A 12749-nucleotide genomic window follows, 5' to 3' on the forward strand; every position below is an offset into this window, starting at 1 on the left:
ACGTGCTTGCGCCTCCCCGAGACCCCCCTGTGCCCGGATTGCCTGTGAGCAGCCCTTATGGCCTCGTGAACGGCGCGAATGTAGCGGAGCGTGAGCACGTCATCGCACACATCGACATTCATTCATCCGATCGTGTGAGTATTGACCGTCGGGCTGACGTGGATCGGGCGGACGTACAGTGGCGTGGGCGCGCCACGGACCTGACGAAAGGTTCCTCCGCGTGCCCCGCACGGGGACCACCACGTGCCCGAGGAAGCTTCTAGGGAGGCGCTTGCCGTGAGTGAGTTGCGGTTCGTCCGCATGGGATTCGGTGCCGAGGCCGTCGAGTACCAGGAGGCGTGGGACGAGCAGCGTCGTGTGCACGCCGCCCGGTTCCTGGACGAGGTCCCCGACACCTGCCTGCTCCTGGAACACCCCCCGGTCTACACCGCGGGCCGGCGCACGGCGGACAACGAGCGGCCCCTGGACGGCACCCCCGTCGTCGACGTGGACCGCGGCGGCAAGATCACCTGGCACGGTCCGGGCCAGCTGGTCGGCTACCCCATCCAGAAGCTCCCGCGTCCCGTGGACGTCGTGGCCCACGTACGCCGTCTGGAAGAGGCGCTCATCCGCACCTGTGCGGAGTTCGGGCTGGAGACGAGCCGGGTCGAGGGGCGCAGCGGCGTCTGGGTCCTCGGGGACGCCAAGGACCCCGACCGGGGCGCTCCCGCGCTCGGGGGCCTCTCCCTCGACTTCGACCCGCGGCTGACGGACGAGGAGTTCGACCCGAGGCTCAACGGCCCGGAGTACGCCCCGTCCAACGCGGGCCAGCGCCGCGAGGACCGCAAGATCGCCGCGATCGGCATCCGCGTCGCCAAGGGCGTCACCATGCACGGCTTCGCGCTGAACGTGAACCCGGACAACGCCTGGTTCGACCGGATCATCCCGTGCGGCATCCGCGACGCGGGCGTCGCCTCCCTCGCGGCCGAGCTGGGCCGCGACGTGACCATCGCCGAGGTCCTGCCGGTGGCCGAGAAGCACCTCAGGGACGTCCTGGCGAACGCGGACCTGAAGCCGCGCGTCGTGGAACGCACGCCGGCCTAGACCCCCGCACGCCCCGGCACGAGACCCTCCGGGAATGCACCCCCGCTCCCGAAGGTTGCCCACGTCGGGGGCCGAGCACCGCACGGGCGTACCCTGGTGTACGCCGAAGAATCGAAGTTACAGGGAGCCGATGTGTCCGCAGTCGCACCCGACGGACGCAAGATGCTGCGCCTGGAGGTCCGGAACAGCCAGACCCCCATCGAGCGCAAGCCCGAGTGGATCAAGACCCGGGCGAAAATGGGCCCCGAGTACACGAAGATGCAGGGCCTGGTGAAGAGCGAGGGCCTGCACACGGTCTGCCAGGAGGCGGGCTGTCCCAACATCTACGAGTGCTGGGAGGACCGCGAGGCCACCTTCCTCATCGGCGGTGACCAGTGCACGCGGCGCTGCGACTTCTGCCAGATCGACACCGGCAAGCCCGAGGCCCTGGACCGCGACGAGCCGCGCCGTGTCGGTGAGTCCGTCGTCACGATGGACCTGAACTACGCCACCATCACCGGCGTCGCCCGCGACGACCTGGAGGACGGCGGCGCCTGGCTGTACGCGGAGACGGTCCGCCAGATCCACGCGCAGACGGCGGGCCGCGAGGCCGGCCGCACCAAGGTCGAACTGCTCGCCCCGGACTTCAACGCCGAGCCCGAGCAGCTCGCCGAGGTCTTCTCCTCGCGCCCCGAGGTCTTCGCGCACAACGTCGAGACGGTCCCCCGGATCTTCAAGCGGATCCGTCCGGGCTTCCGCTACGAGCGCTCGCTCAAGGTCATCACCGAGGCCCGTGACTACGGTCTGGTCACGAAATCGAACCTGATCCTCGGCATGGGCGAGACCCGCGAGGAGGTCAGCGAGGCGCTGCAGCAGCTGCACGAGGCGGGCTGCGAGCTCATCACGATCACGCAGTACCTGCGTCCCTCCGTGCGCCACCACCCCGTGGAGCGCTGGGTCAAGCCGCAGGAGTTCGTGGAGCTCAAGGAGGAGGCCGAGGAGATCGGCTTCTCCGGCGTCATGTCGGGCCCGCTGGTCCGCTCCTCGTACCGGGCCGGCCGGCTGTATCAGATGGCCGTCGAGAAGCGGGGCGCGTACGTCGCCTCCCAGGCGGTCTGATCCCCCGAACGGCACACGTTGCGAAAGAAAAGCGGTGGCACTCGGTGCCACCGCTTTCGTGTGAATCCGCGCACAAGCAACTCGCCCTTCACAACGGCCCGTTCACACCCCCTCACGGCATCCCCGCAGTTGAACGGCGCATCAGGAGAGGGGCGGGAAAAGGACCCGCGGTATCAAGGCTTCATTGGTGTTTGACCGCTCGGTCACGTACTGGTAACACCAATCAGTGACTCTGGTTCCACGTCACCACACGTCCCCGTCCGAGCTGTCGATCCCGAGGGGGGATCTTCATCATGCAGGCCGCGCCCGTACGTGCCACCGCGATTCCGTCGTTCACCGATGCACTGCGTGCCGTCGAGTCGCTGCTCATGAGCAGCGGGCAGCGCACCGCCCGCCGCAACGCCTGGACCTCCGTCCTGGAGGACCGCCGCCGCGCCAAGGACCGGGTCGAGGCGCAGCGCGTGCTGGAATCCGTCCCGCGCTCCTGAACGACGCGCTTCCGGCCGCCGCTCCCCCGGCAAGAGCGGTCCAGCTCACTCCGTACTGCCGTCGTCCGCGCCTCCCGGGCCACGTAGACTCGTGGGCATGGCGAGGAAGGAAACCGCAGCGGACGCTGCGAACCCCGGGCGACTCAAGCAGATCGCTCTGACGTACAAAATGACCCGCAAGGCCGATTCCAAGATCGGACTTGTACTCGCGGCTGTCGGAATTCTCACCCTCGGTGTCTTCCTCGCGATCGGATTCTTGATCGGTCACCCGGTCTATCTCGGAATTCTCGGGCTTCTGCTCGCCTTCCTCGCGACGGCGATCGTCTTCGGACGCAGGGCCGAGCGGGCCGCCTTCGGGCAGATGGAAGGACAGCCGGGCGCGGCCGCGGCGGTGCTCGACAACATCGGCCGGGGCTGGACCACGACCCCCGCGGTGGCGATGAACCGCAACCAGGACGTGGTGCACCGCGCGGTCGGCAAGGCCGGCATCGTGCTGGTCGCCGAGGGCAACCCGAACCGGGTCAAGAGCCTGCTGGCCGCCGAGAAGAAGAAGATGGCGCGGATCGTCGCGGACGTCCCGGTGCACGACATCCTCGTGGGCACCGGTGAGGGCCAGGTCGAGCTGAAGAAGCTCCGCACGACGATGCTGAAGCTGCCGCGCGTGCTCGCCGGCCCCCAGGTCACCGCGACCAACGACCGCCTGCGCGCGATGGGCGACCTGATGAGCAACATGCCGCTGCCGAAGGGCCCGATGCCCAAGGGCATGCGGATGCCGCGGGGCGGCCCGAGGCGCTGACGCTCGCGCTCGCTCGACCCAGTCCTACGACGATGGGGTGCCCGGAGATCTCCGGGCACCCCATCGTCGTTCGCGCACAGCCCTCGCCGGGGACACCTGCACCTCGACCGTGCCGGGCCGCCCCCTCGCCGGAGTCAGGACGCCTGGGCCTCACCGGGCCGTCCCCTCATCCGGGCGGATCTCGTCGGCCGCGCCGGGCCGGTCCCTCGCCGGGGGACACCTCGGCTGCGCCCAGGTCGCCCCCCGTCCGGGCAGGTCTCGTCCGCCGTACCGGGCCGTCTCGCCCGCCGGAGGCGGGTCGCTCCTTCGCAGGGGCGGGGCGCCTTCGCCCCCTGCGAGGGGCAGTGCCCGTAGGAGGCGGCACGTCATGGTCGCCGCAGTGCATGGGCGGTCCCCCGTCGTGGCGGGGTCGTCCTCCTCGGGCGCTGCGGGGCGGGGCCGGGGGCAACCGGGTGCCCGGGGCCCTGGGGTCAGATGCGGACCTCGATCGTGCGGGCCAGGCGGTCGTGCAGGCCACGGCCGTCGCGGTCCCAGATCAGCGCCGGGACGGCCACGCACAGGAGCGCGGTGCGCAGCAGGACGCGCAGCGGGTTCGGCCGGCCGCCGCCCTCGGCCACGACGCGCAGGCCCAGCAGGCGCTTGCCCGGGGTGAAGCCGACGGTACCGACCGTGAGGACGCCGAGGACGAAGAAGACGAGCAGGGCCCAGTTGCCCGTCGCCTGGCCATAGCCGTCGGTGAGCAGCCCGTATGCGATCAGCAGGCACAGGCCCCAGTCGACGGCGAGGGCGCCCAGACGGCGGCCGGGGCGGGCGATCGAGCCCGGTCCGTGCTCCGGGAGACCGAGCTGTTCGCCCCGGTATCCGAAGTCGACACCGGCTTCCTCCGCCGCCGCGCGGGGGCCGGAGAGCCACGATCCGATTGCTTGCCTGTTGTCCACCCGTCCAAGGTACTGTGCCCGTTTTGCCATGCGGACAGGAGGGGCCTGCGGAGCCGAGGTCGGTTAACTTGGGCGAAACAAATGGGTCACGCTGGAGAAATCCCCCGTCCCTATGGTCGGCCCCAGCGTGTGCCACCGCACTGGCCGCACGAACGAACTACCACCCCGTTCACTGCGGGCGGGAGTAGGAGGAGCTGGATGTTCCAGAACGCCGACGAGGCCAAGAAGTTCATCGCGGACGAGGACGTCAAGTTCGTCGATGTCCGTTTCTGCGACCTGCCGGGTGTGATGCAGCACTTCACGATCCCGGCCGAGGCCTTCGACCCGGCGGAGGAGCTCGCCTTCGACGGCTCCTCCATCCGCGGCTTCCAGGCCATCCACGAGTCCGACATGGCGCTCCGCGCCGACCTGTCCACCGCGCGCGTCGACCCCTTCCGCCGCGACAAGACGGTCAACATCAACTTCTTCATCCACGACCCGATCACGGGTGAGCAGTACTCCCGTGACCCGCGCAACGTGGCCAAGAAGGCCGAGGCCTACCTCGCCTCGACCGGCATCGCCGACACCGCGTACTTCGGTCCCGAGGCCGAGTTCTACGTGTTCGACAGCGTGCGCTTCAAGACGTCCGAGAACGAGTCCTTCTACCACATCGACTCCGAGGCCGGCGCCTGGAACACCGGTGCCCTCGAGGACAACCGCGGTTACAAGGTCCGCTACAAGGGCGGCTACTTCCCGACCCCTCCGGTCGACCACTTCGCCGACCTGCGTGCGGAGATCTCCCTGGAGCTGGCCGCGTCCGGTCTCCAGGTCGAGCGCCAGCACCACGAGGTGGGCACCGCCGGCCAGGCCGAGATCAACTACAAGTTCAACACGCTGCTCGCCGCGGCCGACGACCTCCAGCTCTTCAAGTACATCGTGAAGAACGTCGCCTGGCGCAACGGCAAGACCGCGACCTTCATGCCGAAGCCGATCTTCGGTGACAACGGCTCGGGCATGCACGTCCACCAGTCGCTGTGGAGCGGCGGCTCCCCGCTGTTCTACGACGAGGCCGGTTACGCGGGCCTGTCGGACATGGCCCGCTACTACATCGGCGGCATCCTCAAGCACGCCCCGTCGCTGCTCGCCTTCACCAACCCGACGGTGAACTCGTACCACCGCCTGGTCCCCGGCTTCGAGGCCCCGGTAAACCTGGTGTACTCGCAGCGCAACCGCTCCGCGGCCATGCGCATCCCGATCACCGGCTCGAACCCGAAGGCCAAGCGCGTCGAGTTCCGCGCGCCCGACTCCTCCGGCAACCCGTACCTGGCGTTCTCGGCCCTGCTGATGGCCGGTCTGGACGGCGTCAAGAACAAGATCGAGCCGGCCGAGCCGATCGACAAGGACCTGTACGAGCTGGCTCCCGAGGAGCACGCGAACGTCGCCCAGGTCCCGACCTCGCTCCCGGCCGTCCTCGACTCGCTGGAGCGCGACCACGAGTTCCTGCTCGCGGGCGACGTCTTCACGTCCGACCTGATCGAGACGTGGATCGACTACAAGCGCACGAACGAGATCGCGCCGCTCCAGCTGCGTCCGCACCCGCACGAGTTCGAGCTGTACTTCGACGTGTAAGCCCCCGTCGCTCCAGCCGCACACGTCACCGGCCGCGTCCTTCCTCCGGGAGGGGCGCGGCCGGCGCGTTTCTCCCCCGGCGGGGACCGGTGCGAGGCCGTACGCGCGGGGAAGTTCTTTGCCCGCAGCAGGGCCGATCGGCACCCGCCCATGGGAATCCGCGGGCGCACAATGGAAAACGGGACGAGTGCCCGACTGCGGGATGGTGCGAGATGCGGAGCCGGTTCCGGAACGATCGACAGCTGACCGTGCGGATGACGGTCACGCTGTTCCTGCTCGGATTGCTGTACGTGGCCTTCGTCGCCGCGTTGATCGTGTTGCTGAAGTCGTGGGTGCTGGTCGTCGTGATCGCGGCCGGGGTGCTGATCGCGCAGTACTGGTTCTCGGACCGGATCGCGCTGTACGCCATGCACGGACGGATCGTGGAGCGGGAGGAGCATCCGCAGCTGCACGGCGTCGTCGACCGGCTGTGCGCCGTGGCCGACATGCCGAAGCCCCTGGTAGCCGTGTCGGACATCGACATGCCGAACGCGTTCGCCACGGGGCGCAACGCCGATCACGCGGTGCTGTGCGTGACCACCGGGCTGCTGCGCCGGCTGGAGCCCGACGAGCTGGAGGGCGTCCTCGCGCACGAGCTGTCGCACGTGGCGCACAAGGACGTCGCCGTGATCACCGTGGCGTCCTTCCTCGGTGTGCTCGCCGGGCTGATGGTCCGGTTCGCGTTCTACTCGCAGCTCTTCGGCGGGCGGGGCAACAAGGACCAGAACACCGCCGCGGTCTTCCTGGCGGTGATGACGGTGTCCGCGGCCGTGTACGCGATCAGTTTCATGCTGATCAGGGCGCTCTCCCGGTACCGCGAACTGGCCGCCGACCGTGCCGCGGCCCTGCTCACCGGCCGCCCCTCGGCGCTGGCGTCCGCGCTGACCAAGGTGACCGGGGACATCGGCCGGATCCCGACCAAGGACCTGCGGACCGCGCAGGCCTTCAACGCGTTCTACTTCACCCCCGCGCTCGGCGCCCAGCCGGGCATCGCCAACCTGTTCTCGACCCACCCGAGCCTGGAGCAGCGGCTCGAACAGCTGGCCCGCATCTCCGCCGAGCTGGGCGAGGCCGCGGTGCCGGACGCGAGCACCCCGACTCCCGGAGAGGCTCTCTGACCGCATGGGGTTCCTGGACATCCTGCTGGGCCGCAGCAAGCCCGCCGCACCGGACCTGGACCAGCTCTTCGCACTGCCGTCGGCGGCCGTGACCCTCCAGGCCGCGGCCGGGTTCACCCCGACCGGCACGGGAGCGGTGTGCTTCGCCTCCGCCGAGGGCGGTGCCTTCGCCCAGGCGCACCAGGAGGCCCAGGCCCTGCTGGACGCCGACACCGGGCGGACGGGCCCGCCGGTGGAACGGAGCCGTGACGAGTACGGCTACTCGTGGCTGGTCTCCCGCCGGACGCCCGAGGACCTGCCGGCGCTGGTGAGCGACCTGCACGCGGTCAACAGCTCCCTGGAGAGCACCGGCTTCGGGCCTCAACTGCTGTGTTCCGTGGTGGGCTTCGAGGACACGGAACAGCGGCGGCTCGGCCTGGTCTACCTCTACAAGCGGGGTACCTTCTATCCCTTCGCGCCGCTGGCCGGCGGGGGCGAGCGGCGCGACAACGCGCTGGAGCTCCAGATCAAGGCGGTCCTGGCCGACGACCTGCGCATCGAACAGGACCTCGCCCGCTGGTTCCCGATCTGGGGCGCGCCGGGACTGTGACGCCCGGTCCCGGTCCGGGTTCCGGAAGGGGCGGCCTCCGGTGACGACCGGGCTCCGGCCGACGGTCCGCATCCCTTTCCCTCCACCTTTCCCTCCCCTTTCCCTCCTCTTTCCTCCCGACTGCATACCACCCCATATCGCTATAAAGTCGTACGGAATCGACACAAGGGGTGCCCTCATGAGCAATCTGTTCGTCATCGCCTACGACGACGTCGCCACCGCGAGCCAGGTGCGCGACAAGCTGTTCGAGCTGTCGAAGCAGCATCTCGTCGAGCTGGAGGACGCCGTCGTCGTCGAGCGGAGCGAGGACGGCAAGGTCAAGCTCCACCAGGCGGTCAGCCACACGGCCATCGGCGCGGCCGGCGGCGCGCTGTGGGGCGGTGTCATCGGTCTGCTCTTCCTCGCGCCGCTGCTCGGCGCGGCGGTGGGCGCGGCGGCCGGTGCCGCCGGGGGCGCGGTCACGGACACCGGGATCAACGACAAGTTCATGAAGGATCTCAGCCAGAATCTGCGGCCGGGCGCGGGCGCGTTGTTCGTCCTGGTCAAGCAGGCGGCCGGGGACAAGGTGATCCCTCAGATCGCCGATTTCGGCGGCCAGTTGGTGCAGACCTCGCTGAGCCAGGAGCAGGAGGACCACCTGCGGAAGGCGGTCGCCGCGGCCCAGGCGAAGTCCGCGGCGGCCACCGCGCCCGGGGAGGCGGGCGGTACGGCCGCGTCCGCGGCGAGCGCGCCGCCGGCCGCTCCCGGAACGGGCGCCGAGGGCACGTCCGCACCGGCCGGCACCCCCGGACCGGACGCGAACGGCGCTCCCGCCGCTTCCTGAGCCGAGCGGGCCCCGTGCCGGTCCGGCCGGCAAGGGCGGCATCCGGCCAGTGCCGTCCGGGGGCGACGCCGCCCACGTGCGTGAATGGGGAGATGCTCTCCGCCTTCACGCACGACCACGACGGTGAACGACTGAGCTGCGTCAGCGGCGGCGCAAGCGGCGCCGGCGGCGCGGCGACCGCCGTCCTGCTGCACGGGGCGGGCAACGGCAGCAAGGAGCGGCTGCTCCCGCTGCTCGGCGACTTCGCCGCGCGCGGCTGCGCCGGGCTCGCGTTCGACTTCTCCGGACACGGTGGAAGCACCGGCACCCTGGGCGCGCTGAGCCTTCGGCTGCGTTTCGAGCAGGCCGTGTCGGTGATCGACGCGACGGTCCCGGCGGACGGCCCGCTGGTCCTGGTCGGGTTCAGCATGAGCGGCCAGACGGTGGCCGACCTCGCACGGCACTACGGGCGGCGCGTGGTGGCGCTCGTGCTGTGCGCGCCCGCGGTGTACGCCGCCGAGGCCTGGTCCCTCCCGTTCGAGGACCCGCGGAACCCCTCGCGGCAGGACGGGCCGGAGGTACCGAGCCGCTTCAGCCGGATCATCCGCACCCCGGACAGCTGGCGGCGGGCTCCCGCGCTCGACGCGCTGCGCGCCTACGAGGGCCGCGCGGTGCTCGCCGTACCCGCGGCGGACGCGGTCGTCCCGCCCGCCGTGACCGAGGCCGTCACGGACGCGCTCACCGCTCGCGCCGACTTCACCCGCTTCGAACTGCCCGACGCCGACCATCTGCTGGGCCTCTGGTTCCGCGACCACCCCGAGGACCGGCACCGGCTCGTGGACCTCGCCCTCACCGGCCTCGGCGCTCCGGTCCCCTCGGCCCCCGGCGTCTGAGCGGCCGGCGGTCTCACACGCCCGGGGCCGCCGGGACCACGCCCGCGACGACCGCCGCGCCCAGGGCCGCGTGGTCGTCGGCGTTGCGGTCCGCGTAGCGCAGCGCGAAGTCACCGACGGCGCGCTCGAAGGTGTCGGCGCTTCCGAGGTAGGCGGCGATCGCGACGCGGTCGCCGGAGCGGGCGTGCGCGCGGGCCAGGGCGGTGCCGCACAGCCGGGCGTAGGCGCGCAGTTCACCCGGGCTCATGCCGGCGATGTCCGCGGACTCCTTCGTGTCGTGCAGCCGGCGCCAGTAGAAGGCGCGCCCCTCGGGGCCGGTGGTCCAGCCGAGGAAGACGTCACCGGCGGCCTGCATCAGCCGCTGGCCCGCGACGACCCGGCGCCCGGGGTGGACGTAGGGGCCGCTGGGCAGGTGCTCCTCCAGTACGGACGGTCCCGCCTGCTTGATCTGGAGGAACAGCGGGTCGTCGGCGTCCCGCCCGGCGAGCAGCACGATGAAGCAGCGGACGCCGACACTGCCCACGCCGACGATCTTGCGGGCCGCGTCGACGAACCGGTAGCGGTCGAGGAGCAGACGGCGTTCCTCGGGGAGCGTGGAGCGGTAGTCGCTGAAGATCTTGCGGAGCGAGGCCGCGTCCATGGCTCCGGCCGGCTCCAGCAGGGGCGGGTCGTGGATGATGCGGCGGCGTCCCCCGACGGTCTCGGTGAGTTTGCCGAGCGCCTGCAGGCTGGTGCGGCGGCGGGCCCGGGTGAGGGTGGCCTCGGCGCGCCGACGGCGGCGTCCCGAGCGGACCAGCGGCAGCAGCAGGTCGGCGTCGATGTGCTGGTACCAGACGGTCAGCTCGCCCTGCCGGGCCAGCCGTCGCACGGCCTCGCGGTACTGCCCGGCGGCGGCCCGTGCCGCGCCGAAGACGTGCTCCTCCTTGTGCCCGTTCTCGCGGGCCGCGACCGCGACGCTGGCCGCGAGCCGTTTGACGTCCCACTCGAAGGGGCCGGGGAAGGTCTCGTCGAAGTCGTTGAGGTCGAAGAGCAGGGGGTGTTCCGGGGCGGTGTACAGGCCGAAGTTCAGCAGGTGGGCGTCGCCGCACAGCTGGACGGTGAGCCCGGTGTGGGGCTGGGCGGCGAGGTCGGCCGCCATGACGGCGGCGCCCCCGCGCAGGAACGCGAGGGGGGACGCGGCCATCCGCGCGTACCGGATCGGCAGCAGTTCCGGAAGCCGGTCCCTGCCCTGCGCCTGGAGGAGGCCGACGGGGTCGGGGCGGTCGGCGGCGGGGATCCAGGTGCCGTGCGCGGAGCGGGGCACCCGCTTGCGGGCCGCCCGGCCCCGGGCGGCCCGGTCCGCCGCGGCGGCCGTGACGCTGTCGCGGAGCACGGCCGTCAGTGCCTTGCGGCACGGGCGACGTCGGTCTTGACGTCACCGGTGAGGGAACGGTTGCTGCGGGCGGTGGCGTTCTTGGAACCGCCCGCCGGGACGTCGTCGACCGTCACGACGGTCGTGTCGAGGAGGTTGCCGCTCTGGTCGCGGAAGTCGACCTGGACGACGTACGACTTCGCCGAGGAGGTGGGGTTGGTGGCGGTCACCTCGGCCGTGACGCGCCCGTCGGAGCCGGGACTCGCGGTCCCGGAGGTCTTCACCTCGCTCTTGGCGTCCGCGCCGTTCTTGAACTCGTCGAACTTCCGGCCGGCCTCGGCGGTCGCGGAGGCGAGGGCGTCACCGGCCTCGGTGGCGGCGGACGCGGCCTCCGAGACGGCGGACGCGGCCCGGGAGGCGGCGGACGCGGCCTTGGAGGCGGTGTCGGAGGGGGTGCCGTCGTCGGAGCAGGCGGTCAGCTGCGCGGCCAGGGCCGCCACCGCGGACACCGCCAGGGCCAGCCGGACCGGTCCTCGTATGCCGTCCCTCTGAAGCATCGTCTCTCCCCACGTGGTCCTGGTCCCGCCTCGGATCCCGCTGTGGCCCCAGTCAAGGCCGCGGGCGGGACCACCGCATGCCCGGCTGCGTCCAACGGGTGAACCCGTCCCGTGGCGTGCGGGCGTCCGGGAGGATGGGGAACGCGGAGCGGACAGCACGGAGCGACCGGACGGAGACGACGTGACGGGGAAACCGCGGCACATCGGGGTGGCCGAGCGCAGGGCACGGCTCGGGCTGCGGCAGCGGCTCGCGGCCGCGGCACGGGAGGCGACGCCCGAGGAGGTGGCGGACTCCCTGGTCGCGCTGCACGGCAGCGACCCGGCGACGGTGTACCTGGCGGTGGGCGCGCGTCTGGCGGACGCCCGCAAGACGGTGCCGCAGGTGGAGCGGGCCCTGTACGAGGACCGTTCCCTCGTACGGATGCACGGCATGCGGAACACCGTGTTCGTGTTCCCCACCGCTCTGGCGGCCGTCGTGCACGCCTCGACGGGGCTCGACCTGGCCGCGAAGGCCCGTGCCGATCTGGTCAAGGACATGACCGCCGGAAGCGGGGGACGGCTGACCGGGCGGTGGCTCGACGAGGTCGAGGCCTCCGCGCTCACCGCGCTGGCCCTGCGCGGACAGGCCACGGTGAACGAACTCACCGGGGACGAGCCCCGGTTGAAGGAGCAGTTCGCCTACGCGCCCGGGAAGAGCTACGAGGGGGTGCACACCGTGTCGTCCCGCCTGATGCGGGTGCTGGGGTTCGAGGGCCGGGTGGTGCGGGGGCGTCCGCTCGGGTCCTGGACGTCGAGCCAGTTCCGCTGGGCGGTCGCGCCACCGCATCCCCCGCTCCCGCCCGACGAGGCCCGCGCCGGGCTGATGGACCGCTGGCTCACGGCGTGCGGGCCCGCCACCGAGGTCGATCTGAAGTGGTGGACGGGGTGGAAGGTCACCGACGTGCGGCGGGCGCTGGCCGCGAGCGGGGCGGTGGCCGTCTCGCTCGACGACGGGGTCACGGGGTACGTGGCGGCGGGCGACGAGGGTCCGGTCGACGGGCCGGACGCGCCCTGGGCCGCCCTGCTGCCCGCTCTCGATCCGACGCCCATGAGCCGGCCGCACCGTGACTGGTTCCTCGAACCCGCCCTGCGGCCCGCCCTCTTCGACCGCAGCGGCAACGTCGGGCCGACGGTGTGGTGGGACGGACGGGTGGTCGGGGGGTGGGCGCAGCGGCCCGGCGGCGAGATCGTCTGGCGGCTGCCGGCCGCCGGGGACCTCGGCCGTGAGGCCCTGGACGCGATCTCGGCGGAGGCCGAGCGCCTTCGGGCGTGGGTGGGCGGCACCCGGATCACCCCACGCTTCCGGACGCCCCTGGAGCGGGAGCTGTCGGCGGAGTGAGGACCGGCCGG

The 12749-nt window shown here is 71.6% G+C and carries 12 protein-coding genes and 1 pseudogene; 10 read left to right on the plus strand and 3 right to left on the minus strand.

Going from position 1 to position 12749, the window contains the following annotated elements; all coding sequences use genetic code 11:
* Window positions 1-276: 276 nt before the first annotated feature.
* From lipB to ACICHK_RS12725, 4 genes are all read left to right on the plus strand, one after another.
* The gene (gene lipB, locus ACICHK_RS12710) at window positions 277-1083 is read left to right on the plus strand and encodes a lipoyl(octanoyl) transferase LipB (protein WP_406836972.1); all 807 of its coding nucleotides are present in this window, start codon (window positions 277-279) and stop codon (window positions 1081-1083) included.
* A 132-nt stretch (window positions 1084-1215) separates the two neighbouring features.
* Complete coding sequence (lipA, locus tag ACICHK_RS12715; protein WP_103553050.1) at window positions 1216-2181, plus strand: lipoyl synthase; 966 nt, start codon at window positions 1216-1218, stop codon at window positions 2179-2181.
* A gap of 293 nt (window positions 2182-2474) precedes the next feature.
* Entirely contained in the window at window positions 2475-2669 is a 195-nt protein-coding gene (locus ACICHK_RS12720; RefSeq protein WP_151473290.1) for a hypothetical protein, read from the plus strand.
* 97 nt (window positions 2670-2766) lie between these two features.
* On the plus strand, window positions 2767-3465 hold the full coding sequence (locus ACICHK_RS12725; protein WP_406836973.1) for a DUF4191 domain-containing protein: 699 nt from the start codon (window positions 2767-2769) through the stop codon (window positions 3463-3465).
* Window positions 3466-3935: 470 nt separating this feature from the next.
* Here the strand turns inward: ACICHK_RS12725 and ACICHK_RS12730 are convergent, their stop codons facing one another.
* Window positions 3936-4403 carry an RDD family protein gene (locus ACICHK_RS12730; protein ID WP_406836974.1) on the minus strand — a complete coding sequence of 156 codons (468 nt, stop codon included), beginning with the start codon at window positions 4401-4403 and terminating at the stop codon, window positions 3936-3938.
* A 198-nt stretch (window positions 4404-4601) separates the two neighbouring features.
* On the opposite strand from ACICHK_RS12730, the gene glnA reads away from it, so the two are divergent.
* The 5 genes and pseudogenes from glnA to ACICHK_RS12755 all read left to right on the plus strand — a co-directional run.
* Window positions 4602-6011: a type I glutamate--ammonia ligase gene (glnA, locus tag ACICHK_RS12735; protein WP_151473287.1), complete on the plus strand. Its 1410-nt coding sequence runs from the start codon at window positions 4602-4604 to the stop codon at window positions 6009-6011.
* Between the two features lie 212 nt (window positions 6012-6223).
* On the plus strand, window positions 6224-7168 hold the full coding sequence (htpX, locus tag ACICHK_RS12740; protein ID WP_406836975.1) for a zinc metalloprotease HtpX: 945 nt from the start codon (window positions 6224-6226) through the stop codon (window positions 7166-7168).
* 4 nt (window positions 7169-7172) lie between these two features.
* A complete protein-coding gene (pspAB, locus tag ACICHK_RS12745; RefSeq protein ID WP_406836976.1) occupies window positions 7173-7757 on the plus strand; it encodes a PspA-associated protein PspAB in 585 nt (194 codons plus the stop codon).
* Window positions 7758-7935: 178 nt separating this feature from the next.
* Window positions 7936-8580: a DUF1269 domain-containing protein gene (locus tag ACICHK_RS12750; RefSeq protein WP_406836977.1), complete on the plus strand. Its 645-nt coding sequence runs from the start codon at window positions 7936-7938 to the stop codon at window positions 8578-8580.
* Window positions 8581-8672: 92 nt separating this feature from the next.
* Window positions 8673-9422: pseudogene (locus tag ACICHK_RS12755) on the plus strand (alpha/beta hydrolase); the annotation flags it as partial.
* Window positions 9423-9465: 43 nt separating this feature from the next.
* Here ACICHK_RS12755 and ACICHK_RS12760 read toward each other — a convergent pair.
* Together ACICHK_RS12760 and ACICHK_RS12765 are read right to left on the minus strand one after the other, a co-directional pair.
* Window positions 9466-10824, minus strand: coding sequence for a DUF2252 domain-containing protein (locus ACICHK_RS12760; RefSeq protein WP_406836978.1), 1359 nt, complete (start codon window positions 10822-10824; stop codon window positions 9466-9468).
* A gap of 5 nt (window positions 10825-10829) precedes the next feature.
* On the minus strand, window positions 10830-11360 hold the full coding sequence (locus tag ACICHK_RS12765) for a hypothetical protein (protein WP_406836979.1): 531 nt from the start codon (window positions 11358-11360) through the stop codon (window positions 10830-10832).
* A 181-nt stretch (window positions 11361-11541) separates the two neighbouring features.
* On the opposite strand from ACICHK_RS12765, the gene ACICHK_RS12770 reads away from it, so the two are divergent.
* Window positions 11542-12738, plus strand: coding sequence for a winged helix DNA-binding domain-containing protein (locus ACICHK_RS12770; RefSeq protein ID WP_406836980.1), 1197 nt, complete (start codon window positions 11542-11544; stop codon window positions 12736-12738).
* Window positions 12739-12749 lie beyond the last annotated feature (11 nt).

The sequence above is a fragment of the Streptomyces sp. AHU1 genome, assembly GCF_045343905.1.
Classification (GTDB): Bacteria; Actinomycetota; Actinomycetes; order Streptomycetales; family Streptomycetaceae; genus Streptomyces; species Streptomyces triticiradicis.